The sequence below is a fragment of the Streptomyces sp. NPDC004658 genome (assembly GCF_040609555.1).
Lineage (GTDB): Bacteria > Actinomycetota > Actinomycetes > Streptomycetales > Streptomycetaceae > Streptomyces.
In genome coordinates this window covers 54,825-77,052 of record NZ_JBEXKG010000019.1, presented here as the reverse complement: position 1 = coordinate 77,052, position 22,228 = coordinate 54,825, and the positions used below count along the sequence as shown (strand labels likewise).

At 72.7% G+C, this 22,228-nt stretch carries 23 protein-coding genes and 1 tRNA gene; 13 read left to right on the top strand and 11 right to left on the bottom strand.

Going from position 1 to position 22,228, the window contains the following annotated elements:
• Positions 1-47 precede the first annotated feature (47 nt).
• The 3 genes from ABZV94_RS10440 (at position 48) to ABZV94_RS10430 (ending at position 4,666) form a co-directional block, all read left to right on the top strand.
• Positions 48-2,036 carry a transglycosylase domain-containing protein gene (locus ABZV94_RS10440; RefSeq protein ID WP_356339320.1) on the top strand — a complete coding sequence of 663 codons (1,989 nt, stop codon included), beginning with the start codon at positions 48-50 and terminating at the stop codon, positions 2,034-2,036.
• Between the two features lie 43 nt (positions 2,037-2,079).
• Positions 2,080-3,375 carry a hypothetical protein gene (locus tag ABZV94_RS10435; RefSeq protein WP_356339318.1) on the top strand — a complete coding sequence of 432 codons (1,296 nt, stop codon included), beginning with the start codon at positions 2,080-2,082 and terminating at the stop codon, positions 3,373-3,375.
• Between the two features lie 187 nt (positions 3,376-3,562).
• Positions 3,563-4,666 carry an amidase domain-containing protein gene (locus ABZV94_RS10430; RefSeq protein ID WP_356339328.1) on the top strand — a complete coding sequence of 368 codons (1,104 nt, stop codon included), beginning with the start codon at positions 3,563-3,565 and terminating at the stop codon, positions 4,664-4,666.
• Here the strand turns inward: ABZV94_RS10430 and ABZV94_RS10425 are convergent.
• From ABZV94_RS10425 to ABZV94_RS10415, 3 genes are all read right to left on the bottom strand, one after another.
• The gene (locus tag ABZV94_RS10425) at positions 4,654-5,289 is read right to left on the bottom strand and encodes a DUF4383 domain-containing protein (RefSeq protein WP_356339316.1); all 636 of its coding nucleotides are present in this window, start codon (positions 5,287-5,289) and stop codon (positions 4,654-4,656) included. The genes ABZV94_RS10430 and ABZV94_RS10425 overlap by 13 nt on opposite strands.
• Before the next feature lie 82 nt (positions 5,290-5,371).
• Positions 5,372-6,766 carry a hypothetical protein gene (locus tag ABZV94_RS10420; protein WP_356339315.1) on the bottom strand — a complete coding sequence of 465 codons (1,395 nt, stop codon included), beginning with the start codon at positions 6,764-6,766 and terminating at the stop codon, positions 5,372-5,374.
• Positions 6,767-6,840: 74 nt separating this feature from the next.
• The gene (locus ABZV94_RS10415; RefSeq protein ID WP_356339330.1) at positions 6,841-6,999 is read right to left on the bottom strand and encodes a hypothetical protein; all 159 of its coding nucleotides are present in this window, start codon (positions 6,997-6,999) and stop codon (positions 6,841-6,843) included.
• A 79-nt stretch (positions 7,000-7,078) separates the two neighbouring features.
• Here ABZV94_RS10415 and ABZV94_RS10410 point away from each other — a divergent pair.
• A tRNA-Val gene (locus ABZV94_RS10410) sits at positions 7,079-7,150 on the top strand.
• A gap of 56 nt (positions 7,151-7,206) precedes the next feature.
• Here the strand turns inward: ABZV94_RS10410 and ABZV94_RS10405 are convergent.
• Both ABZV94_RS10405 and ABZV94_RS10400 read right to left on the bottom strand, forming a co-directional pair.
• A complete protein-coding gene (locus tag ABZV94_RS10405; RefSeq protein WP_356339312.1) occupies positions 7,207-7,548 on the bottom strand; it encodes a hypothetical protein in 342 nt (113 codons plus the stop codon).
• A 105-nt stretch (positions 7,549-7,653) separates the two neighbouring features.
• Positions 7,654-8,556 (bottom strand): 2-dehydropantoate 2-reductase, encoded by a 903-nt coding sequence (locus ABZV94_RS10400; RefSeq protein WP_356339310.1) that lies wholly within the window; start codon positions 8,554-8,556, stop codon positions 7,654-7,656.
• A 93-nt stretch (positions 8,557-8,649) separates the two neighbouring features.
• Between ABZV94_RS10400 and ABZV94_RS10395 the strand changes: the two genes are divergently transcribed.
• The 3 genes from ABZV94_RS10395 (at position 8,650) to ABZV94_RS10385 (ending at position 10,544) form a co-directional block, all read left to right on the top strand.
• A complete protein-coding gene (locus ABZV94_RS10395) occupies positions 8,650-8,880 on the top strand; it encodes a DUF2277 domain-containing protein (protein WP_356339308.1) in 231 nt (76 codons plus the stop codon).
• Between the two features lie 459 nt (positions 8,881-9,339).
• On the top strand, positions 9,340-9,795 hold the full coding sequence (locus ABZV94_RS10390) for a DoxX family protein (RefSeq protein WP_356339307.1): 456 nt from the start codon (positions 9,340-9,342) through the stop codon (positions 9,793-9,795).
• Positions 9,796-9,896: 101 nt separating this feature from the next.
• A complete protein-coding gene (locus tag ABZV94_RS10385; protein ID WP_356339305.1) occupies positions 9,897-10,544 on the top strand; it encodes a VTT domain-containing protein in 648 nt (215 codons plus the stop codon).
• 64 nt (positions 10,545-10,608) lie between these two features.
• Here ABZV94_RS10385 and ABZV94_RS10380 read toward each other — a convergent pair whose 3' ends face one another.
• On the bottom strand, positions 10,609-11,253 hold the full coding sequence (locus ABZV94_RS10380) for an HNH endonuclease family protein (protein WP_356339302.1): 645 nt from the start codon (positions 11,251-11,253) through the stop codon (positions 10,609-10,611).
• A 383-nt stretch (positions 11,254-11,636) separates the two neighbouring features.
• Between ABZV94_RS10380 and ABZV94_RS10375 the strand changes: the two genes are divergently transcribed.
• Positions 11,637-12,218 (top strand): TMEM165/GDT1 family protein, encoded by a 582-nt coding sequence (locus ABZV94_RS10375; protein ID WP_356339300.1) that lies wholly within the window; start codon positions 11,637-11,639, stop codon positions 12,216-12,218.
• Between the two features lie 199 nt (positions 12,219-12,417).
• A complete protein-coding gene (locus tag ABZV94_RS10370) occupies positions 12,418-13,086 on the top strand; it encodes an HAD family hydrolase (RefSeq protein ID WP_356339298.1) in 669 nt (222 codons plus the stop codon).
• A gap of 323 nt (positions 13,087-13,409) precedes the next feature.
• Here ABZV94_RS10370 and ABZV94_RS10365 read toward each other — a convergent pair whose 3' ends face one another.
• Positions 13,410-14,348 carry a peptidoglycan-binding domain-containing protein gene (locus ABZV94_RS10365; RefSeq protein WP_356339296.1) on the bottom strand — a complete coding sequence of 313 codons (939 nt, stop codon included), beginning with the start codon at positions 14,346-14,348 and terminating at the stop codon, positions 13,410-13,412.
• Between the two features lie 130 nt (positions 14,349-14,478).
• On the opposite strand from ABZV94_RS10365, the gene ABZV94_RS10360 reads away from it, so the two are divergent.
• A complete protein-coding gene (locus ABZV94_RS10360; protein ID WP_356339294.1) occupies positions 14,479-16,518 on the top strand; it encodes an MDR family MFS transporter in 2,040 nt (679 codons plus the stop codon).
• Here the strand turns inward: ABZV94_RS10360 and ABZV94_RS10355 are convergent.
• Positions 16,511-17,029: a GNAT family N-acetyltransferase gene (locus ABZV94_RS10355; RefSeq protein ID WP_356339291.1), complete on the bottom strand. Its 519-nt coding sequence runs from the start codon at positions 17,027-17,029 to the stop codon at positions 16,511-16,513. The two genes, ABZV94_RS10360 and ABZV94_RS10355, sit on opposite strands and share 8 nt — an antisense overlap.
• 136 nt (positions 17,030-17,165) lie before the next feature.
• Here ABZV94_RS10355 and ABZV94_RS10350 point away from each other — a divergent pair, with 136 nt between their 5' ends.
• A complete protein-coding gene (locus tag ABZV94_RS10350) occupies positions 17,166-17,846 on the top strand; it encodes a hypothetical protein (RefSeq protein WP_356339289.1) in 681 nt (226 codons plus the stop codon).
• A 5-nt stretch (positions 17,847-17,851) separates the two neighbouring features.
• Positions 17,852-18,874 carry a hypothetical protein gene (locus ABZV94_RS10345; protein ID WP_356339287.1) on the top strand — a complete coding sequence of 341 codons (1,023 nt, stop codon included), beginning with the start codon at positions 17,852-17,854 and terminating at the stop codon, positions 18,872-18,874.
• On the opposite strand, the gene ABZV94_RS10340 is transcribed toward ABZV94_RS10345, so the two are convergent.
• Positions 18,863-19,303: a DUF1992 domain-containing protein gene (locus ABZV94_RS10340; RefSeq protein WP_030649369.1), complete on the bottom strand. Its 441-nt coding sequence runs from the start codon at positions 19,301-19,303 to the stop codon at positions 18,863-18,865. The two genes, ABZV94_RS10345 and ABZV94_RS10340, sit on opposite strands and share 12 nt — an antisense overlap.
• Positions 19,304-19,411: 108 nt before the next feature.
• Here ABZV94_RS10340 and ABZV94_RS10335 point away from each other — a divergent pair, with 108 nt between their 5' ends.
• Entirely contained in the window at positions 19,412-19,804 is a 393-nt protein-coding gene (locus ABZV94_RS10335; protein ID WP_356339285.1) for a hypothetical protein, read from the top strand.
• Between the two features lie 11 nt (positions 19,805-19,815).
• Here the strand turns inward: ABZV94_RS10335 and ABZV94_RS10330 are convergent, their stop codons facing one another.
• Positions 19,816-20,487: an O-methyltransferase gene (locus ABZV94_RS10330; RefSeq protein ID WP_356339283.1), complete on the bottom strand. Its 672-nt coding sequence runs from the start codon at positions 20,485-20,487 to the stop codon at positions 19,816-19,818.
• 173 nt (positions 20,488-20,660) lie between these two features.
• Entirely contained in the window at positions 20,661-22,052 is a 1,392-nt protein-coding gene (gene proP, locus ABZV94_RS10325) for a glycine betaine/L-proline transporter ProP (protein ID WP_356339280.1), read from the bottom strand.
• Positions 22,053-22,228 lie beyond the last annotated feature (176 nt).

Sequence of the window (22,228 nt, the reverse complement as noted above, 5' to 3'; positions counted from 1 at the left end):
GCCTCGTGCGTCATGCGCCCAGCTCCTCGTCCTCAACCCGTCGTATCATGCCGATGCCGGTGCTCGGCCCGCTGGCCCCGTACGCGCGCCGAATAGCCCCCTACGCGCGCCGCCTGAAGCCGGTGTACCCGCGCCCCGGCCGTACCGGCTGGCGGCGCTGGATACCCTCCTGGCGCCAGTGGCTCGGTGCCATCCTGACCTCGTTCGGTCTGCTCAGCGCGTTCCTCGTCACCGCGTACGCGATGACGGACATACCCGAGAACCTCAACTCGTACGCCACCCAGCAGGACAACGTCTACTTCTGGTCCGACGGCACGCCCATGGCCCGTACGGGCTGGGTGCAGCGGCAGGCGATGCCCCTGAAGGACATTCCCCCGGACGTCCGCTGGGCGGTGCTCGCGGCGGAGAACGAGAGTTTCTACTCGGACCCGGGCATATCCGCAAAAGGCATCACCCGGGCGGTGTTCCGCACGCTGGGCCAGGGGGACACCGAAGGCGGATCGACCATCACCCAGCAGTATGTGAAGAACGTCTATCTGACGCAGAATCAGACGATCAGCCGTAAATTCACCGAGGCGATGATCGCCCTCAAACTGGACAACAGGATGAGCAAGGACCAGATTTTGGAGGGCTATCTCAACACCAGCTGGTTCGGCCGCGGCAGCTACGGCATCCAGCGCGCCGCCCAGGCGTACTACGGCAAGGACGTCGGCAAGCTCAACGCCTCCGAGGCGGCCATGCTCGCCGGGCTGCTCAAGGGCGCCGGCCTGTACGACCCCACGCTCGGCAAGGCCAACCACGCCCGGGCCGTCGAGCGCTGGTCCTGGATCCTCGACCGCATGGTCAAGATCGGCAAACTGTCGCCGCAGGAACGGGCCGAGTACACCAAGTTCCCGGAGCCGCTGAAGAGCAACCCGCTGTACAACACCGGTGCGCAGAGCGACTACCTGGTGGAGCTGGCCTCGCAGTACGCCAAGAAGGCCGGTCACCTGACGGACAAGCAGTTCGACCTGGGCGGCTACCAGATCTACACGACCTTCGACCGCAAGCGGGAGAAGGCGCTCACCGACGCCGTCACCAAGACCCGCAAGCAGGCCAGGCAGGACAACCCCGCGGCGGCGAAGAACGGCCACTACGGCGCCGCCTCGGTGGCCGCGGACGGCCGGATCCTCGCCGTCTACGGCGGCCCCGACCACCGCACCCAGGGCTACAACGAGTCCAACGCGACCACCGTGCCGGCCGGCACCGCGTTCACGCCGTTCGTCTACGCCGCCGGACTCGAACACGGGGTGCACAAGACGCGCGGCGGACCCGCCACGCCCATCGGTCCGGACAGCGTCTACGACGGCGACGACGGCGTGCCCGTCACCACCCCCGAGGGGCCGTACTGGGACCGCAGCGGCAAGAAGGTCGCCGCGCACAACGACGGCGGCCGGTCGTACGGGGACATCACCCTGCGCGAGGCCGTGGCACGGTCCGTGAACACCCCGTTCATGCAGCTCGGCATGGACACCGGTCTGGACAGGGTGCGCCAGACCGCCGTGGCCTGCGGACTGCTGTCCTCCAGCATCGGCCCCCAGGTGCCGGCCCTGTCGATGGGGAACTCCACGCCCAGCGCGATCCGGATGGCCGGCGGCTACGCCACCTTCGCCGCCGGCGGCAACCACACCGAGCCGTACTCGGTGCGCCGGATCACCCGCAACGGTTCCCCGGTCGCCCTGGCCACCCCGCGCCCCAGGCGCGCGGTCGGCGCCAAGGTGGCCGAGGAGGTCACGGAGGCGCTCACCGACTCCTTCCGCACCGCCCATCCCGAGACGGCGGCCGGCCGGTCCGGGGTGTCCGGGAAGGCCGGCACCACCGAGAAGGACACCGCCGCCTGGTACGTCGGCACCGCCGACTCCGTGTCCACCGCGATCGTCGTCTACCGGATCGATCTGGCCAAGTCCCTGGAGCCGCTGCCGCTCAAGGGCCTGGCCGGCACGCCCGCCCACAGCGTCCCGTATGCCCTCTGGTCGGCAGCGACGGGTCTCGGCTGAGCCGGGACCCGTAGACCCTCCCCTTCCGCAGAATGAGCCGCGCATGCCCCGCAAGATGTCGTCGTCAGGCCGCCGTCGCGCCCCCCGCCGCCGCAGTGCGCCCCGCGCCACCCGGCCGCAGGTTCTGACGCTGGCCGCCCTCCTCGTCGTCGCCTCGCTGGTCGCCGGGTTCCTGGCGCTGTCCGGCACGGACAGCAACAGCACGCCGGCCGCCGCGGCCGGCAAGAGACCGAAGAGCGCGCCGAAGGCCAGCCCGACCCCGGAGTGGGACGGCAGGACCAAGGTCCTCGGTGACGGCTCCACCTCCTACACCGGGCCGCAGAAGGGGCAGTTGAAGCCGGTGCCGCTCAAGCCCGGTGAGAAGCCGCCCCAGTTCGTGGTCTTCTCCTGGGACGGCGCGCTGGAGGGCAGCGACCACCTGTTCTCGCACTACCGGGAGCTGGCCAAGGAGTACAACGCCCACATGACCTTCTTCCTCACCGGCATCTACCTGCTGCCCAAGAGCAAGAAGTCCCTGTACCACGGCCCCATGCACTCCCCGGGCGACGCCGCCATCGACTACGCCACCGACGACCACATCCGCAGCACGGTGGAGCAGCTGGGCAAGGCGTACGAGGACGGCAACGAGATCGGCACCCACTTCAACGGCCACTTCTGCGGCGCCAAGGGGGGCGGCGACTGGAGCGTCGAGGAGTGGAAGAGCGAGATCGACCAGTTCTACTCCTTCGTGGAGCACTGGAAGACCAACACCGGCTTCAAGGACCTCCCCCCGCTGCCCTTCGACTTCAAGAAGGAGGTGACCGGCGGCCGGGCGCCGTGCCTGGAGGGCCAGCCGAACCTGCTGAAGGCCATGAAGGGCTACGGCTGGCGCTACGACGCCAGTTCGCCGGGCGACTTCCAGATATGGCCCTCCAAGAAGAAGGGCATATGGGACTTCCCGCTCCAGATGCTGCCGTACGAGAGCGGCAAGTACCAGGGCCTGTCGATGGACTTCAACTTCCTCTACAACCAGTCCGACGGCGAGACCCAGGGCGACCCGGCCAAGTTCCCCCAGTGGGAGCAGCAGACCGTCGACTCCTACATGGCCGGCTTCAACCGGGTGTACTACGGCAGCCGGGCCCCGCTGTTCATCGGCAACCACTTCGAGGACTGGAACGGCGGCATCTACATGAAGGCCATCGACCAGGTGGTCAAGAACGTCTGCACCAAGAAGGGCGTCAAGTGCGTGTCCTTCAAGGAGCTGGCCGACTGGCTCGACGCGCAGAAGCCGCAGACCCTGGCCGCCCTGCGCACCCTCGACCCCGCCCAGTCGCCCGACTGGTCGGCGGTCGTCAAGTGACGGACGCGTGAAGGGGATTCCACTTGTGCAACCCCCTTCACAACCGACGCACACGGCGTGCGAAGATGCCCCTCGCCCGGTAGGTGTACCGGCGTAGAGGGGAACATCATTGAAATCTAGAAGACTGAGCCGTGGGCGGCGCCGCACGGCCATAGTCACCGCCGCGGCCGCCTCGGTGGTCGCGGGCGTGGCCCTGGTGCCCAACTGGAGCGCGGGTGCGGCGGTGACCGACGATCCGACGGTGGACGCGGCGACCAAGGCGACCTTCCAGCGGCTGGCCGACGCGGTCTTCACCGACCGCACGCAGGCCCTCGTGGAGGGCGCCGGAAAGGCGGAGACCCGGCACGCGTCCGGCTTCTCCGGTTCGGTTCGCCTGTCCGGCGGGCAGACCCGCCAGGAGAAGTCCGCGCTGGACGAGCTGCGTGACCGCCGCGGCCGGCTGGCCCGGCTGGGCGAGACGTACCGCGCGGGCAGCACCAAGGTCACGCTCGACGCGACGCAGGTGAAGGGCCGGCACGCCAAGGTCGCCGTCACCGAGACCACGACGCTGACCTACGACAAGGCCACCGCCAAGGGACCGAAGTCGACCGGCTTCCAGGCCCACCACGAGCTGACCTTCCAGGCGGACCGGCACGGCACCTGGCAGCTCACCGGCATCCGGGACACCGACGACGGCTACCTCGCGGTGAACCAGGTCGCCAAGCCCGCCGTCACCTCGGTGAAGACCGCCACCGCGGACGACGGCCCGCCCTCCGCGGCCCGCTCCGCCACCACCTGGCCCGCACCGGTCAACAAGAAGGACTTCTCCGCGACCGGCTACGACTACAAGGCCATGGTGGCGTACGCGCAGAAGTACTGGAACAAGTACAACCCGGCCTACCCGGACTTCAACGGGCAGGGGGCCGGCGGCGACTGCACCAACTTCGTCAGCCAGGTCCTGAAGGCCGGCGGCTGGAAGCACGTGCCCGGCTACACGTACGACTGGAAGAAGTGGTTCGGCACCGCCGACATCCAGTCGGACTCGTTCGTCGGCGTCAACGAGTTCTCCTGGTTCGCCCTGTCCTCGAAGCGCGCCACCAGCCTCGCCAACGTCTACCAGATGGACCTCGGCGACGTGCTGCAGATGGACTTCAACCGCGACGGGTCCAAGGACCACTCGATGATCGTCACGTACCGGGACAGCCGGGGCGTGCCGTACGTGAGCTACCACTCGACCAACACGTACAACCGGTCGGTGGCCAGCCTCGTCGCCTCGTACCCGAACGCGGCGTTCTACGCCTACAGGACCTGACCCCGTCCTGGCTGCCGCGGGCCCTGCCGCTCCCGCCTCTCCCGCTGCTCGTCCATCGGACGCTGCTCCTGCCGCGTCGGCTGCTCGGGCGGCGTCCGCTGCTCCGGCGGGGAGGCGTCGGGGTGGCGGGCCCGCCAGTAGGGGTTGTCGTGCGGCAGGGCATGGCCGACCCGGCCGTACATCCCGAAGGTCATCAGCAGCAGACCCACGATGAAGCTGAAGAACACGTTCTGGATCTTGAACGCCAGGAAGTTGCTGTCGGTGTCCAGCAGGCCGAGGAACAGGAAGCCGTTCAGCAGGAACAGCACGCCGAGGACCATGTTCAGGGTCGACGCGAAGTTCCCGCCGATCACCATGCCGACCAGCAGCACCGCGCCGATGCAGATCGACAGCACACTCAGCGCGCCGTTGGAGTTCAGCCCGGCCACCGTGTTGCCGCCGGTGCTGAAGAAGCCGATCTGGTCGATCAGGCCCAGGATGCCGAAGGCGACCAGGAACGCGCCGATGAGTCCGGCGCCGATCCGGTAGACCTGGTTGAGCCGGTGGTCGACGGGGAGATGGTCGTCCAGCCGGGGCCGTGGGCGCTCCTCGGCTTTCCTCGTGTGCACTGCGTGTGTGGCCATGTCCGCCTCCCTCGGGCGCTAGCGGAGGCCATCCGTTCCTCTCAATATCCGCTTGCCCCGCACCCCCGGCAACACGCGGAGGTCAGTGCCCGGCTCCGCGCTCCTCGCGGATCTGCGCCACCACCCGCGCCACGGTCCGCCGCACCCCTTCCGTCTCGGTGAGGAAGTGCCAGTAGTCGGGGTGCCTCCCCTCCAGCGTGCCGACCGCCCGCTCCAGCCGGGCCACCGCGTCGTCCAGCGGCCGGGCGTGCCGCGGATCGGGGGTCGTACGGCCCGTCATGGCCAGCCGCTGGGCGTCCCGGATCGCGAACCGGGTCCGCTCGATCTCCGCCTGCGGATCCTTCTGCACCGCGTTCAGCCTGTTCAGCCGGTCACCGGCGGCCGACACGGCCTCGTCGGTGGTGTTCAGCAGGGCCCGCGCCGTCGACAGCAGCGAGGTGGCGTCCGCCCAGCGCTGCGCGTCCCGCGCCGCCTGCGCCTCCCGGAGCTTCAGCTCGGCCTGCCGGACGTTCTCCGCGGCCTGCTGCGGCACGTGCTGGAGGTCCTGCCAGCAGGCGGCGGCGAACCGGCGGCGCAACTCGCTCAGCACCGGCTCCACCTGCCCGGCCCGCGTGGTCAGCGCCTGGGCCCTGGTGCGCAGGCTCACCAGCCGGTGGTCGATCTCGGCCGCCCGTTCCGGCAGCCGCTCCGCCTCGGCTCGGATCGCCCCGGCCTCCCGCTGCACCCGCTCGGCCCGCTCCAGCGTCGCCTGCACCCCGTGCCGCCCGGCGCCCTCGTTCAGCCTGGTCAGCTCCGGCGACAGGGCCGCCAGCCGCGCGGCCAGCTCATCGGCCCGCAGGTTGCGCTCCCGTACGGCGTCCAGCGCGTTGCTCGCCGCCAGCAGCGACTGCCGGGCCCGCTCCACGGCCGGCGCCAGCCGGGCCAGCTGCGTCTCCGCCTTGCCCAGCAGCGGCTCCAGCGAGCCGCCGAACCGGTCCAGCTCCTGCCGGACCCGCACCAGTTCGTCCTTGGCCGCGGTCAGTTCGGCCCGCGCCCGGGCCGCGGTGCCGGCCTCCAGGTCGTCCCGGTCCAGGTCGTGGGCGTCCACGGCCTGGATGTAGCGCCGGCTGGCCTCGTCGATCCGCTGCCCGAGCGCCTCGAAGTCCGAGACGGCGCGCCGGGCGGCGGGGGAGTCGTCCACCGCCGAGATGGTCTCCACCGAGATCCGCAGATCCCGCTGCGCGGTGTCGAGTTCGTAGAACGCCGTCGCCGCCGCGTCCTTCGCGGCCTGCGCGTCGGCCCGCTGGCTCTCCGCGCGCCCCCCGAACCAGCGCCGGGTGCCGCCGCCGGCGAACGCGACGGGCAGCGCGAGCGCGGCCAGCACCGGCAGGCCGAGCAGCGTGAGGGCGTCCCGCAGCGGGGAGGGGCCGCGCCGGGCCCGTGCGGTGGACGGCTGCGGGTACCACTGGCTGGCTGGCGTGCCCGGTGTCGCCGTCACATCCCTCTCCCGTGCTGTGGTCCGCCCTGGGTGGTGTCATTCTCCCACCCGTTGAAGACGAACACACGGGCCGGTCAGTTCGCCGTACGCACCGTGACTTTCCCGTCCCGGGTGTGCGCCGACACCCGGCGCGGGCCGCTGTCGTCGCGGGGCACGGACACCGTCACCGAGCCGTCGTCGCCGCGGACGTCGCCGTCCTCGTTCACCACCCGGACGCCGACCCCGCGCGGCACCTGGACGGGGGTGGGGACAACCCCCTGTCTCTGGTTTGCGGGGCAGCCGCCCGGGCAATGTAGGCTGTCGACCTGTCCGGGGTGCGTAGCTCAGGGGTAGAGCGCCTGCCTTACAAGCAGGATGTCGGCGGTTCGAAACCGTCCGCGCCCACCGGTCCGGCCCCTCGGAGCAGTCTCCGAGGGGCCGTTTCCTTGCCCCTTCTCGCCCTATTCCTCCTCGACCGCCTTCTCGTGGGCGTGCTTCAGCCGGGAGCGGGCCTCCATGCGGTCCGCCGCCGCGACCTCGGCCCAGAAGCGGTGCGTGCTGACGAAGACCGCGAGTTCGTGCTCGCGCCGCCGCAGCTTCTCCACCTCGGCCTGCTCGTCCTCCGTCCAGCCGGGGGACGCGGGCCGCTCCACCTTGCGCCAGCCGGTGTCGTCGCTGAAGCCGTCCATCGGCTCGACCGACCAGGGCAGCCGCTTGAGCAGGGCCGACAGCTCGGCCCGGACCTGATGCAGCTCCTCCTGACCGGCGAGGAGGTCACTGGGGAATTCATAGGTCGTAGCCACGCGGCAATGCTACGCCTGTTCGATTTACCGGGGCGAGGCCGTTCGTGAGGTCAGGGGGAGGTTCAGCCGAACGGGTGGCGCGGGGCGGGAGCGGCCGGCGCCGGGTCAGCGGTCCGCCGCGTGGCGCAGTTCCCCGACCAGCCGTGCCGTCACCGGCACCGGTACCCCGTACCGCTCGGCCGCGCGCAGCAGCGCCCCGCCGATGGCGTCCAGTTCGAGCGGGCGGCCCGCCTCCGCGTCGCGCTGCATGGACGACTTGGCGGCGGGCGGGAAGGCGTCGTACCGGGCCAGGGCCTGGGCCGGGTCGGCCGGGGCGCCGCAGGCACGGCTGACCGAGGTGGTCTCCGCGACCAGCGCCTGAAGTTCGTCCCGGTGACGGGTGCGGGCCACGCCGAGCGGGACGCCGTAGCGGGTGGTGAGCAGGGCGAACGGCGCGAGGAACGCCATCTTGGCCCACAGGGCCGCCGTCTCGTCCCCGGCCACGCGGGCGGTCGTACCGCAGGCGGTGAGGTGGGCGGCCAGCGCGTCGAGGCGGGCGCGGGGTACGGCGTCCCCGGCCAGGTCGATCTCCGTGAACGGGCTGCCGTGCTCGATCACGCCCGGGGCGATGCGGGTCGACTCGACGCGGATCACGGCCGGCGCGACCCGGTCGGCGCGGTACCGGGCGCGCAGGGCGGCGGGGTGTTCGACGCCGTTGAGCAGCGGTACGACCAGGGCGTCGCCGAGCGCGGTGGGCGGGACGCGGGTCAGGGCGGCGTCGAGCGCGGTGTGCTTCACGGTGATCAGACAGGCGTCCACCGGCTCGCGCAGCTCGGTGTCCGCGTCGACGGCGGCCGTGAAGTCGCCGAACTGCGCACTGCGGACCGTGACGCCGGTGCGGCGCAGGGTGTCGGCCGTGGCCTCGCCGGCCAGGCAGATCACGCGGTGCCCGGAGCGGGACAGCAGGGCGGCGAGCAGGCCACCGGTGCCGCCGGGGCCGAGGACGGCCACGGTGAGCGGATGTGTCATGAAGTTGTCCTTCCGACGGTCGGCCCCGGGTGTCGGTGGCCGCCTTCGCGCAGGATCATCGCAGGGGACGGCGTGGAGCGCGAGACTGGGTGCATGTGCCGGAGCATCAAGACGCTGCGTCCGCCCGTACTGGCCGCCGAGGCCACGGACGAGGACATCCACGCGGCCGCGTTGCAGTACGTACGGAAGATCTCGGGCTTCCGGGCCCCCGCCGCCCACAACCGCGAGGTCTTCGACAGGGCGGTGGCCGCGGTGGCGCAGGCCACGGCGGAACTGCTCGGGGGACTGGAGGTGCGCGGGCAGTCGGCGCGGCGAGAGGGGTAGCGCCACGCGGCGTCCGGCGGGCGCGCCGGACCCGGCCGCCGTGTGATCACTCTCATAGGGGTGGCGGCCGGCGCATCGGCCCACGGCAGCACGGTCGGCGCGTTGCCCGCTCGGGGGCCGCGGGCCGTCGCCGGGGACGGTTATGAGACAGGCGGGCTGGACGTGACGCGACTGCCGTACTGAGTGATGGTTCGTCAGGGTATTGCAGAGGCAGGGAAGTTGGCGTTCGGCGCGGCCTGCGGAAGGGGTGCGCCGGGTGCCCGCCGCGGGCGCCCGGAGCCGGGCGGTGAACGCATGCGCCGGGCTGTGAACGGTGGTGCTGCCGTGGCTGAATGTTGAACTTGCAAGTAGTGATTAGGCAGACCTAACCTGGGTCTCCCGTTCGGTACCGCCGCCCCCACGACCGGCCTTCTCAGTCCCCGGCCGGCCCGACCGACACCGAAGAGGAGAGACCTCCCCATGTCCGCACGCCTCAATTCCGCTCAGCCCTATGTGATCGGGCTCTTCCGCATCGTCCTCGGCCTGCTCTTCGCCGTGCACGGCGCCGCCTCCCTGTTCGGCGTCCTCGGCGGCGCCGCCGGCACCGACGGCGGCACCGTGGCGGCCGGCACCTGGCCCGGCTGGTACGCGGCCCTGATCCAGCTGGTCGCCGGCGGCCTGGTCCTGCTCGGCCTCGGCACCCGTGGAGCCGCGCTGATCGCCTCCGGCTCCATGGCGTACGCGTACTTCGACGTCCACCAGCAGGCCGCCCTGTGGCCCATACAGAACGGCGGGGAGCTGTCGGTGCTGTTCTGCTGGGCGTTCTTCCTGCTCGTCTTCACCGGCTCCGGCGCCTTCGGCCTGGACCGGCTCCTCGTCCGCCGCGCGACGCAGGACGGCGAGCGCACGCCCGAGCAGTCGCCGGTGGCCGCGTGACGGTCCGGCCCGCGTGCCGTTCGACGGCAGGGCTGTGAACCGTCCGTAATCGCCCCGCAGGCCCCTGCGAACCCTCCTGTCACACCCCCGGCGTACGCTGTATGGCTGTCAACGGGGGAGTGACGGGAGTCGTGGTGTTCGAGAGCGTGGGGTCGCTTGCGGCCGGGCCGTGGATCTATGCCGTGGTGGCCCTGTCGGTCCTGCTCGACGTGTTCCTGCCCGTCCTGCCCAGCGGCGTGCTCGTCATCACGGCCGGCACGGCCGCGGCGGCCGGCTCGGGCGCGGCGGCGGGCCGGGTCCCGCACGAGGTGCCGGACATCCTGGCCCTGATCCTGTCCGCCGCGACCGCCTCCGTCCTCGGCGACCTGGTGGCGTACCGGCTGGCCTGGCGCGGCGGGGAGCGGCTGGACCGGGCGATAGCCCGCTCCCGGCGGCTGACCACCGCGCAGGAACGTCTCGGTGACGCCCTCGCCCGGGGCGGCGGCGCGCTGGTCGTCCTCGCCCGCTTCGCCCCCGCCGGCCGCTCGGTGGTCTCCTTCTGCGCCGGCGCCGCCCACCGCCGCGTCCGCGACTTCCTGCCCTGGTCCGCGCTGGCCGGTCTGTCCTGGGCCGCCTACAGCGTGGCCCTCGGCTACTACGGCGCCCAGTGGCTGGGCGCCACCTGGCTGGCCACGGGCGTCTCGGTGGCGGCCCTGTTCGGCGCCGGGGCGGCGGCGGCCTTCCTGATGCGCCGCCGCCCGGTCTCCTGAGCGCCCGCCGGGGCGGTTCGAGCGGTCACCGCGCGGGGCACGGCCCGGAGCGCGGCGGCGGCCCTCAGCAGGCGGCCAGGTAGTTCGTCAGCGCGCTCTTCTCGGCGGAGTCGACCGACAGGTCGTAGTAGTACTTCACCTGGACCCACGCCCGCACGTACGTGCACACGTACGCCGACCGGGACGGCACCCACGTGGCCGGGTCCTGGTCGCCCTTGGCCTGGTTGACGTTGTCGGTCACGGCGATCAGCTGCGGCCGGGTCAGGTCGTTGGCGAAGGCCTGCCGCTGCGCGGTCGTCCACGTGCTCGCGCCGGAGTCCCAGGCCTCGGCCAGCGGCACGAGGTGGTCGATGTCCAGGTCGGCGGCGGCGGTCCAGGTGGCGCCGTCGTACGGGGAGTACCAGCTGCCGCTGGTGGCGGCGCAGGAGGAGTCGGTGACGACGTTCGAGCCGTCCCGCTTGAGGACCGTCTCGCGGGTGTTGCAGGTGCCGCTGATGGTGATCCAGTGCGGGAAGAGATCGCGGCTGTAGCCGGTGCGGTTCTCGGTGGCCACGGTGAGCTGGGAGAGGTAGCCGCGGGCGGTGGCGGCGCTGACCGGCGTGGGCAGGGCGGCGGAGGCGTCCGGGGAGTTGAACAGGGCGACGGAGGCGATCAGGCCGGTGAGGGCCGCGAGTATGCTCGTCCGTCGACGCGCGTAGAACCTGGGCATGCGTGAACTCCCTTGTGGGGTGGCGGTGTTGGTGCGCGAGCGAGGGAATGCTCGCGGGGCGGTGTTGCCGGAGGGTGAGCGCTCGGTAAGAAGCTAGTGACGTGCGCATGTCACGACAAGGTTGACGGCGGAACTTTCACATCCCGTACGATGGGAGGCGCAGAAGGGGAGTAGCTCTTCGCCGGACCGTCGACATACTGCTCAGCGAGCCTGAGCCGGCGCCCGGAGGCGGACCGCGTTCCATCGCGGCCCGCCAGCGAGACCTTCGGCAAGCAGTGCACGCCCGTGCCCCCCGGCGCGGGCGCCGAACGCGCTGCCGTGCCGAGGTGTCATCGCGTGACGTACCGCACTCTCGGCGGGGCAGCCCGACCGATTGAGGAACTTTGATCAGCATCACCGTGACGGCGCTCGTCTTCGGCGTCATCTTCCTCGCCGAACTGCCGGACAAGACCGCCCTCGCCGGCCTCGTCCTCGGCACCCGCTACCGCGCCTCGTACGTCTTCGCGGGCGTCGCCGCCGCCTTCCTGCTGCACGTCGTGCTCGCCGTCGCGGCCGGCAGCGTGCTGACCCTGCTGCCGCAGCGGATCGTGCACGCCGTCACCGGCGTCCTCTTCCTCGGCGGAGCCGCGATGCTCCTGCTGAACAAGGGCGAGGAGGAGGAAGAGGTCAAGAAGCCCGCCGACCAGTCGTTCTGGAAGGTCGCGGGGACCGGCTTCACGCTCATCCTGGTCGCCGAGTTCGGCGATCTCACCCAGATCATGACCGCCAACCTGGCCGCCCGCTACGACGACCCGATCTCCGTCGGCCTCGGCGCGGTGCTCGGCCTGTGGGCCGTCGCGGGGCTCGGCATCGTCGGCGGAAAGGCCCTGATGAAGCGGGTGCCGCTGCGGCTGATCACGCAGATCGCGGCCCTGCTGATGCTGGCGCTCGGCGTGTGGAGCCTGTGGGAGGCCGTGAGCGGCTGACCGGGCCGGGCCGTGCGGCCGGCCCGGGCCGACCGCCGGGTGAATCCTCGCCGGGGGCGGTGGCGGGAACGCGGGCGGGTTTTGTACCGTGGAGAAACAAAGTGGCTCCCGCCCGTTCTCCCTGACCGGCGGGCGGGGCCGCCTTGTCCCACCCGACGTCCGCCCGACACGGGGTCTTTTTCGTTCCTGGGAGCTGCCGATGCCGGCCACCGCCACGCCCACCGTCCTCACCGCCCGCGCCCTCCTGCTCGACATGGACGGCACCCTCGTCAACTCGGACGCCGTGGTCGAGCGCATCTGGCGGCGCTGGGCCGAGCGGCACGGGCTGGACGGCGACGAGGTGATGAAGGTGGTGCACGGCCGGCAGGGCCACGCCTCCATGGCCCTCCTCCTCCCCGACCGCCCGGTCGAGCAGAACCTCGCCGACAACGCCCGCATGCTCGCCGAGGAGACCGCCGACACCGACGGCGTGATCGAGATCCCCGGCGCCCGCGCTTTCCTCTCCTCGCTGGAAGGGCTTCCGCACGCCCTGGTGACCTCCGCCGACGTCGCCCTGTCCACCGCCCGCATGAACGCCGCCGGGCTGCCCCTGCCGGCCGTCCGCGTGACCGCCGAGTCGGTCGGCGCGAGCAAGCCGGACCCGGAGGGCTTCCTGAAGGGCGCCGCCGAACTGGGCGTCGACCCTGCCGACTGCATCGTCTTCGAGGACTCCGGGGCGGGGATCGCGGCGGGGCGCTCCGCGGGGATGCGGGTGGTGGGGGTCGGGCCGCGTGCGGTGTTCCACGAGCCGGACGTGGCGGTGCGGGACCTGACGCAGGTACGGGTCGAGGCGGTGGCCGGCGGGGGGATCCGGCTGCACATCGGCTGAGTCCCACTTCGGGCCCGGCCCCACGCCGAGGGCGCCGCGCGGGCGAGCCGCGCGTCGTGCCGGGGCGTGGTCCCGGCGGGGCGCTACGACTCCGTTGTCTTCGACCACCGGTCCGGCCTCGCGTTCGTGGGCGGGTGTGCCCGCGCGGTGGGGCCACGCGTCGCGCCGGGGCGTGGTCCCTGCGGGGCGCTGCGGCTCGGTCGTCTCCGGACTCCGGGCTCTTGCGCGTCGCCGGTGCGTACCGGTCCGGCCTCGCGTTCGTGGGCGGGTGTGCCCGCGCGGTGGGGCCGCACGTCGAGCCGGCCCGCCGGGTCCGCGGGGCGCTACGGCTCCGTCGTCTCCGACTCCAGGCTCCTGCGCGTCGCCGGTCCGTACGTGCCCAGGACGTCGCCCATGATGCCCCGGGCCAGCTGGTAGGTGCGCACCGCGTCCTCGACCGGGCGGGTGAAGATGCCGTCGATCTGGTCGCCGTAGAGGTTCAGCCGGCGCAGGCGCTGCTGGAGCTCGGTGACCTCCGGGCCCGTGTCACCGCGCCGGAGGACCGGTGCCGCGGCGGGCGTGGTGCGCGGGGTGCCCGACGGCGTCGTGGTCGGGGTCGGCGAGACGGCGGTGGGGGAAGCGCTCGCGGAGTCCGTGGGGGTCGGGGACGGCGAGGCGGAGCCCCGCGACGGGCTCGGGTCGGCCGTCGCCGAGGGGGAGGGGAGCGGCGGACGGGAGGCGACCGGGGGCGCCGGTGCCGCCGCCGAGGAGGGCGCCCGGGTCGTCGTCCCGGGGATGCTCTCCCTGACCTCCTGCGCCGCCCGGTCCCGGGCCGGCGCCTGGTACGAGAACAGCGCGAAACCGGCCACCGCGACGACGGCCGCCCCCGCGCCCCCGGCGGCCAGCAGCACCGTACGGCGGGAGCGGCGCGACGGACGGCCGGCCCCGGTCCCGGCCGTGGACGCGTCCGGCCCCGCCGCCGGGGCGAGCGGCGCGGGCGCCTGCGCGGGCGGAGACGACGCGGGTGCCTCCTGCGGGGGCGGTGGCGGCGCGGTCCCCGCGGGCGGTGCCGGCGGGGCCTCCTCCTGGTTCGGCCGCATCACGGGGAACTCCACGTAGGGCCGTATCCGCAGCGGGTCGAAGTCCTCGGCCGCCGCCGCCTCGGCCGTACGGGTCTCGCGCAGGGCCTCGGACGCGCGCGCCGTGCAGTCGCACGACGGCGTGTTGTCCGGCCCCCTCGGTGTCCCGCACTCCGGGCACGTGGTGCCCTGCTCTCCCGTCACGCCTGTGTCCCCTCCCCTCGGGAACTTCAGAGATTATGCGGATTCCCTCCACATCCGCAGGACTCGACAGGCCATAAGTGGTGACACCGATCACGATGGAAGAGGTGCACCCGAGCCCCGGGAGGTCTCCATGGCCCTGGACACGCACGGCACGGCTAAGGACGTGGGCAACGGCGAACGCGTCCCGGGGAGCGTGCTGGTGCCGATCGGCGCGCTGCTGCTCGGGCTGCTGCTCGCCGCGCTCGACCAGACCATCGTGTCGACCGCGCTGCCGACGATCGTCAGCGACCTCGGCGGCCTGGAACACCTCTCCTGGGTCGTCACCGCCTATCTGCTGGCCGCGACCGCCGCCACCCCGCTGTGGGGCAAGCTCGGTGACCAGTACGGCCGCAAGCGCCTCTTCCAGACGGCCATCGCGATCTTCCTGGTCGGATCGGCGCTGTGCGGCACGGCGCAGGACATGGCCCAGCTCATCGCCTTCCGCGCACTCCAGGGCCTGGGCGGCGGCGGGCTGCTGGTGCTGTCCATGGCGATCGTCGGCGACCTCGTGCCGCCGCGCGAACGCGGGCGTTACCAGGGCCTGTTCGGCGCGGTCTTCGGCACGACCAGCGTGCTCGGGCCGCTCCTCGGCGGGCTGTTCACCGAACACCTCAGCTGGCGGTGGGTGTTCTACGTCAACCTGCCGGTCGGCGTGGTCGCGCTCGCCGTGATCGCCACCGCCCTGCGCATCCCGCGCCGCACCGCCCCCCACGTCATCGACTACCTGGGGACCTTCCTGATCGCCGCCGTCGCCACCTGCCTGGTGCTGGTCGCCTCCCTCGGCGGCACCACCTGGCCCTGGGCCTCGGCGCAGATCATCGGGCTCGCCGTGCTGGGCGTCGTCCTCGCCGTGGCGTTCGTCGCCGTCGAGCGCCGGGCCGCCGAACCGGTCCTGCCGCTCAAGCTGTTCCGCGTCCGCACGTTCACCCTGGCCGCCGTCATCAGCTTCATCGTCGGCTTCGCCATGTTCGGCGCGCTGACCTATCTGCCCACCTTCCTCCAGGTCGTCCACGGCATCTCCCCGACCCTGTCCGGGGTGCACATGCTGCCGATGGTGTTCGGCCTGCTGCTGTCGTCCACCCTCTCCGGACAGATCGTCAGCCGCACCGGCCGCTGGAAGGTGTTCCCGATCACCGGCACGGCCGTCACCACCCTCGGCCTGCTGCTCCTGCACCGGCTCGACGAACACAGCCCGACCGCCGTGATGAGCGCCTGCTTCTTCGTCTTCGGCGTCGGACTCGGCCTGGTCATGCAGGTCCTGGTGCTCATCGTGCAGAACGCCGTCTCCTACGAGGACCTCGGCGTCGCCACCTCCGGCGCCACCTTCTTCCGGTCCATCGGCGCCTCCTTCGGCGTGGCCGTCTTCGGCACGGTCTTCGCGAGCCGCCTCGGCGACGAGCTCACCGGCGCCTTCCGGGGCGTACGCCTGCCGCCCGGCGTCACCGTCGGCGCGCTGAAGGCCGACCCCCGGGGCATCGGCGCCCTGCCGCCCCCGCTGCGCCCGGCCGCCCTGCACGCGTACGCGTCCGCCATCACCGACGTCTTCCTCTACGCCGCGCCCGTCGCCCTCCTCGGCTTCCTGCTCGCCTGGTTCCTGAAGGAGGACCGGCTGCGCGGCTCGGTCACCGCCCCGGACGTCTCCGAGACCATCCCGCCCAACCCCGTCCAGCGTTCCTCCTACGACGAGGTGTGCCGTGCCCTGTCCCTGCTCGGCACGCGGGAGGGCCGCCGCGAGATCTACCGGGAGATCACCGAACGGGCCGGGTACGACCTGCTGCCCGCCGCCAGCTGGATGCTGCTGCGCATCCGCCGCTACGGCTCCGTGGAACCGGCGGTGCTCGCCGAGCGCAGCCCGGTCCCGCTCCAGGCCGTCATGGCCGCCGCCCGCCAGGTCGAGGAACGGCGGCTCGCCCGGCGCGAGGGCCTGGACCTGGTCCTGACCGACGCCGGCCGGGAGGTCGCCGACCGGCTCGCCACGGCCCGCGAGCAGTCCCTGGCCGACCTGCTCGGCGACTGGTGGCAGCCCGGCCGCACGACCGACCTGTCCCGGCTCGTCCGGGAGCTCACCGGCGAGCTGTGCGGCGCCGAACGCGAACGGCCGCACAACGGCACGGTGGTGAAGGTCAGTTGACGGACGGCGCCGGCAGCAGCTCCTTGCGGAACCAGTGCTCGGCGTACGGGTCGGTGTTGTGCGGGGCGGTCTCCGTGTAGCCGAGGCGGGCGTACAGGGCGCGGGCCTCGACCAGGTCGCTGCGGGTGTCGAGGACGATCCGCCGGGCACCGAGGGCACGGGCGGCCTCCTCGGCGGCGGCCACGAGGAGCGGCGCCCCGCCCCGGCCGCGCACCTCCGGCCGCACGAACACCCGGGTCAGCTCGGCCGTGTCCGGGTCCAGCAGCCGTGCGCCCGCAGAACCGGCCGGCGTGCCGTCGTACCGCCCGACGAGCAACTGCCCGCGCGGCGGCGCGAGGTCGGCACCGCTGTGGGCGGCGACCTCCCGCTCCAGCTCCTCCGGGTCGGTGCGGCGCCCCTCGTGCAGCAGGTACCAGCGGTCGCTGACCTCCGTGTAGTACGCCCGCCACAGCGCGGCGGCGGCAGGCGAGTCGTACGGTTCCGGAGCGATCGTCCACGTCATGCCGGCCATTGTCGGGAGCCGCCCCGCCCCCCGCGCAACCGGATATGGCGGGGCCGAACCAGGGCCGGGAGCCGTTTGTGGGCGGGCTTCCGGGTCACCCGAAGGGAGAACCGGCCAGCGGGGCCGGTCCGATCGGAAGGCAACCATGTCCACAGGCCTGATCATTCTGTTGATCGTGATCGCGGCGGTCGTGGTCCTCGGCGCAGCCGCTCTGACCGTGCGGGGCCGCGCCCGACGCGGCGGGCCCAGCCTGAAGCGGCGCTTCGGGCCCGAGTACGAGCGGACCGTGGCCCTGCACGACGGGGACACCAAGGCCGCCGAACGGGAACTGGCCGAACGCCTCGAACGCCACGGTGACCTGGAGGAACGGCCGCTGGACGGCGCCGAGCGGCAGCGGTACGCGGACCGCTGGACGGCCGTGCAGGAACACTTCGTCGACTCGCCCCGCCAGGCGGTGGCCGAGGCCGACCTCCTCATCGGCGAACTCGCCGCCGCGCGGGGCTACCCCGACGGCGGACGGTACGAGGAGCAGCTGGCCGCGCTGTCCGTCCACCACGCCGACCACGTCGACGGCTACCGGCAGGTGCACCGGGTGGCCCGCGCGGCCTCCGGCGCCGGACCGGACGGGACCGGCGCGCAGACCGAGGAACTGCGGTCGGCGCTGCTCAGCGCCCGAGCCCTCTTCGACGACCTGACCAGCGCCGAACCCGGCCGGCACCGGGCTCCCGCCGGCACCGGCCGCTCGACGCCGCCCGCCGCGACCCGCTCCCACGCCCGCTCCCACACGCCGTGGGCTCTGCACCGGAGCCGACCGAAGGAGAGCTGAACGCCATGTCGGACTCGATGAGCGGCCCCGGCGGCGGCCGGCACCGCCCGGAACGTCTCTCGCGCGGGGACGAGTGGACGCCGGAGCAGGAGTCGGAACAGAGGGACGAGTGGGCACCGGGCGACGCGGCCCCCGGCCGCACCCCGAGAAAGCCCCTCCCGGAGGAACGCCTGCCCGGCGAACCGGGAGCACGTGGAAGCGCAGGCGGCCGGCTGTCCGGTGAGAGCGCGAGCGGATGGCTCCGCGGCGAAGACGCGACTGGCCGGACCCCCGAGGAGAACGCCGGCGGCCGGGTCCCGGGCGAGGACCGCGGCGGTCAGCGGCCGGGCTCGGCCGGTCCCGGCCGCGAAGGGCTGACCGGCGACGACCGGACCCCGCAGCCGCCTCCGGGCGCGGCGGGCCCGCCCGGGTCCGCGACGGCGGACGCCCGCCACGGCTCCGAGGGGCTGCGGCCCGGCACGGAGGAGCTGGGCCCGGACACACCCGGCACGGTCGAGCGGGGGTCCGGGACGCACGGCGGACGGGACAGCCGCGCCGCCGGGACAGGCATGGAGGAGGAAGGCGTGATGCCGGACAACGGGCTCGGTGCCCCCTCCGTCGGTGAGGTCAGCGGGCGCGAGGCCCGGATGACCGAGGCGCGGGCGGCGGACACCTGGCCGACGGCACCGGGCAGCCCGGCCGGACCCGGCCACGGCGCCACCGACGGCGCCGGCACGACCGCCACCGCGCCCTCCGGCACCGGCGCCCCGCTGCTGCCGCACGAGGAGACGGAGGAGTGGCAGCGGCGGCTGCGGGAGGTGGTCGCCGGGTTCGTGGACGAGCCCCGGCAGGCCGTCGCACAGGCCGACCACACCGTGGAGCAGATCGCCGCGCGGTTCACCGAGGCCGTCACGCGCCGCCGCCGTACCCTGCGGATGTCCTGGGAGGGCACCGAGGGACGCGGCCCCGGCGCCGAGACCGACACCGAGCAACTGCGACTCGCCCTGCGCGACTACCGGGAGCTGGCCGAGCGGCTGCTACACGGCTGAGCCCGCCACGCCCCCGTCACCCCTGGCGGCAGCCCTGCGCTGCCGCCATTCGCGTACGACCTCCTCGACGTCGTACGGCTTCTTCCCCAGTGGCGGGCCGGGCGGCGGCTTGAACATCATGTCCTTGATCCGGACGTTGACGTCCTCGATGATCTTCCGCGCGATCCGCTCCGAGGGCGCAGCGTAGGCCGCCTCCAGCGCGTCCTCCGCCTCCTTGCGCAACGCCAGCGCGGGCGGCAGCACCGCCAGCCCCTCACGGACCAGCTTCCGCTTGACCCACCACAGTTCGTCGTAGGTGGAGTCGACCTCCGTGGGCAGCGGCGCCCCCGCACCCGGCAACCGGTCGAACTCCCCGCGCCCCTGCGCGTCGCGGATCTGCTTGTCCACCCAGGACTCGAACGGAACCCCTGGTGGCTTTCGCTCGGTCATGAACCCATTGTGCCGGACGCGACCCCGCCGGGCGTTTTATCATGCGGCGGCGGTACGGCACCCCGCCCGCCGCGACGAAGCCACCGCACAGGACGTTCAGGGGGAACCGTGCTCGAACTCACCATGGCCACCGTCTCGGGGGCGGACGCGGGCGCCACCGCCGGCATGACGATGGCCGAGGCGCCCGACGAGCCCGGCGCCGTGCTGCGGATCGGCCGGGACGGGGCGGTGTGCCGGCTGGTCACCCCCGAGGACTGGCTGTTCGTCTCCCGCGTCCACCTGGAGTTCCTGTGCGGCCCGGACGGCGCCTGGCACCTGACCTGGCTGCGCGGCTCCCAGCCCGACCCGGCCTCCGAGGTCCGGCTCACCGTCGGGGAGTACGCGCAGCCCCTCGGCTACGGCACGACCGTCCCGTTGCCGCACGGCGGGTCCGGCGAGATCGTCATCCAGGACCGCACCGCGCCGCGCAGCGTCAACGTCGGCTTCTACCACGAACTCTGAGCCGGGCGGCCTCAGCCGAGCACCCGCGCCAGCGCGAACCCGTCGTACCCCTTGCTGCCGACCGTCTGGATCGCCGTACCGGTCAGCCGGGGATGCGTGGCGATCATCTCGAGCGCGGCACGGGTGCCGACCACGTCCGGCTCGGTGCTGCCCGCGTCGGCCACCCGGCCGCCACGCACCACGTTGTCCAGGACGATCAGACTGCCCGCGCGGGTGAGCCGCAGCGCCCACTCCACGTAGTGCGGGTTGTTGACCTTGTCCGCGTCGATGAAGACCAGGTCGAAGGGGGCCGGGTTCTCGTCGGCGAGCTTGGGCAGCGACTCCAGGGCCGGGCCCACCCGCACCTCCGCGATCCGGTCCAGGCCCGCCCGGGCGATGTTGCGGACGGCCACCTCCGCGTGCTTCGCGCTGTACTCCAGGGAGATCAGCCTGCCGTCCTCGGGCAGCGCGCGGGCCAGCCAGATCGTGCTGTACCCGGCGAGCGTGCCGATCTCCAGGATGTGCCGGGCCCCCTGGAGCTGGGCGAGCAACTGGAGGAACTTGCCCTGCGCCGCCGTGACGGCGATCGCGGGCAGCCCGGCGGCATCACTGTCCCGCAGGGCCGCGCGCAGCGCCTCGTCGTCCGGTGACAGGGTGTTGATCAAGTAGTCGTCCACGTCGTCCCAGACCTGCGACCCGCTCATAGCGCCAGCTGCCTTTCCCGAGTGTCCTCCCTCGATGATCGCAGCCGAAGGGCGCGGATGGGTACGATCGCCCGGAGATCACCGCGACGGAAACGCCCCCGAAGGGGCGCGGGGACCCGCGTGACCGGCCGCGGTGGACCCGCACCGGCACACGGCCCGCACCCCCGCGGCGCTCAGCGGCCCTCGACGGACGGCGCGGAACCCGGCAGCGGACGCCCCGCGGACTCCGACATCCGCCACACCGCGACACCGCCCACGACGGCCGCGGCCATCATGTAGTACGCGGGCATCATCATGTTCCCGGTCGCCCCGATCAGCGCGGTCACGACCAGCGGGGTCGTACCGCCGAACAGCGACACGGACACGTTGAACCCGATCGACAGGGACCCGTACCGCACGCGCGTCGGGAACAGCGCGGGCAGCGCGGCCGGCATGGCCGCCGTGAAGCACACCAGGAGCAGACCCAGCGCGCCCATGCCCAGGCCCACGGCCAGCAGGCTGCCGTCGCGGATCAGCAGCAGGGCCGGTACGGACAGGAACAGGAAGCCGGCGCAGCCCGCCGCGATCACCGGACGGCGGCCGACCCGGTCGGTCAGCGCGCCCACGAACGGCTGGACGATCATCATCAGGGCCATCACACCGAGCACGACCAGCAGACCGTGCGTCTCGTCGTACTTCAGCTCACTGGTGAGGTAGCTCGGCATGTACGACAGCAGCATGTAGTCGGTGACGTTGAAGACCAGGACCAGGCCCATGCACAGCAGCAGGGACTTCCACTGGCCGGTGATCATCTCGCGCAGCGGCACCTTCGGCCGGGCCGCCTCCGCCTTCTCGACCTCCGCCGCGAACGCCGGGGTCTCCTCCAGCCGCATCCGCAGGTACAGGCCGATGATGCCCATCGGGCCCGCGATCAGGAACGGGATGCGCCAGCCCCACGAGGTGAGGTCGTCCGAGGACAGCAGGGCGGTCATGAGCGTGACCAGACCCGCGCCGCCGATGTAGCCGGCGAGCGTGCCGAACTCCAGCCAGCTGCCGAGGAAGCCGCGCTTCCTGTCCGGCGCGTACTCGGCGATGAACGTCGTCGCGCCCGCGTACTCACCGCCGGTGGAGAAGCCCTGCACCAGACGGGCGGCGAGCAGCAGGAGCGGCGCGCCGACGCCGATGGTCGCGTAGGACGGGATCAGGCCGATCGCGAACGTACCCGCCGCCATCATGATCATCGTGACCGCGAGGACCTTCTGCCGGCCCACCCGGTCGCCCAGCGGACCGAAGACCATGCCGCCCAGCGGACGGACCAGGAAGGCCGCCGCGAAGGCGCCGAACGTGGACAGCAGCTGCGCGGTCGGGTTGCCGGACGGGAAGAAGACCTTGCCCAGCGTGACGGCGATGTAGCTGTAGACACCGAAGTCGAACCACTCCATCGCGTTGCCGAGCGCCGCCGCCTTCACGGCGCGCCTGACGAGCGCGGGGTCGGTGACGGTGACGTCGCGGGCGGCACGGGCCTGGGCGGCCCGGCGTGACGTGAGGGGCGGGGTGACGGCTGTGGCGGTGGTAGCGGTCGCCAAAACGGGGCTCGCCTACCTTTCGACGGGGACAGGGACGGACCCGGACGGCGACGGTGACGTACGACGGGCCGAAAATCGACCATAGGCGGAGTTCCGCCCGTTACGTCCTGTACGCACATCGATGCACAGTGCAGCTAAAGGGCGGATACGCAGGTACGTCTGCCCCCTCACGCGCT

Excerpts from the sequence above, each read along its gene's own strand:
- ABZV94_RS10440 (WP_356339320.1), top strand. The coding sequence starts at position 48 with ATGCCGATGCCGGTGCTCGGCCCGCTGGCCCCGTACGCGCGCCGAATA.
- ABZV94_RS10435 (WP_356339318.1), top strand. The coding sequence starts at position 2,080 with ATGCCCCGCAAGATGTCGTCGTCAGGCCGCCGTCGCGCCCCCCGCCGC.
- ABZV94_RS10425 (WP_356339316.1), bottom strand. The coding sequence starts at position 5,289 with ATGGCCACACACGCAGTGCACACGAGGAAAGCCGAGGAGCGCCCACGG.
- ABZV94_RS10400 (WP_356339310.1), bottom strand. The coding sequence starts at position 8,556 with ATGACACATCCGCTCACCGTGGCCGTCCTCGGCCCCGGCGGCACCGGT.
- ABZV94_RS10395 (WP_356339308.1), top strand. The coding sequence starts at position 8,650 with ATGTGCCGGAGCATCAAGACGCTGCGTCCGCCCGTACTGGCCGCCGAG.
- ABZV94_RS10390 (WP_356339307.1), top strand. The coding sequence starts at position 9,340 with ATGTCCGCACGCCTCAATTCCGCTCAGCCCTATGTGATCGGGCTCTTC.
- ABZV94_RS10385 (WP_356339305.1), top strand. The coding sequence starts at position 9,897 with ATGGCTGTCAACGGGGGAGTGACGGGAGTCGTGGTGTTCGAGAGCGTG.
- ABZV94_RS10380 (WP_356339302.1), bottom strand. The coding sequence starts at position 11,253 with ATGCCCAGGTTCTACGCGCGTCGACGGACGAGCATACTCGCGGCCCTC.
- ABZV94_RS10370 (WP_356339298.1), top strand. The coding sequence starts at position 12,418 with ATGCCGGCCACCGCCACGCCCACCGTCCTCACCGCCCGCGCCCTCCTG.
- ABZV94_RS10360 (WP_356339294.1), top strand. The coding sequence starts at position 14,479 with ATGGCCCTGGACACGCACGGCACGGCTAAGGACGTGGGCAACGGCGAA.
- ABZV94_RS10355 (WP_356339291.1), bottom strand. The coding sequence starts at position 17,029 with ATGGCCGGCATGACGTGGACGATCGCTCCGGAACCGTACGACTCGCCT.
- ABZV94_RS10350 (WP_356339289.1), top strand. The coding sequence starts at position 17,166 with ATGTCCACAGGCCTGATCATTCTGTTGATCGTGATCGCGGCGGTCGTG.
- ABZV94_RS10345 (WP_356339287.1), top strand. The coding sequence starts at position 17,852 with ATGTCGGACTCGATGAGCGGCCCCGGCGGCGGCCGGCACCGCCCGGAA.
- ABZV94_RS10340 (WP_030649369.1), bottom strand. The coding sequence starts at position 19,303 with ATGACCGAGCGAAAGCCACCAGGGGTTCCGTTCGAGTCCTGGGTGGAC.
- ABZV94_RS10330 (WP_356339283.1), bottom strand. The coding sequence starts at position 20,487 with ATGAGCGGGTCGCAGGTCTGGGACGACGTGGACGACTACTTGATCAAC.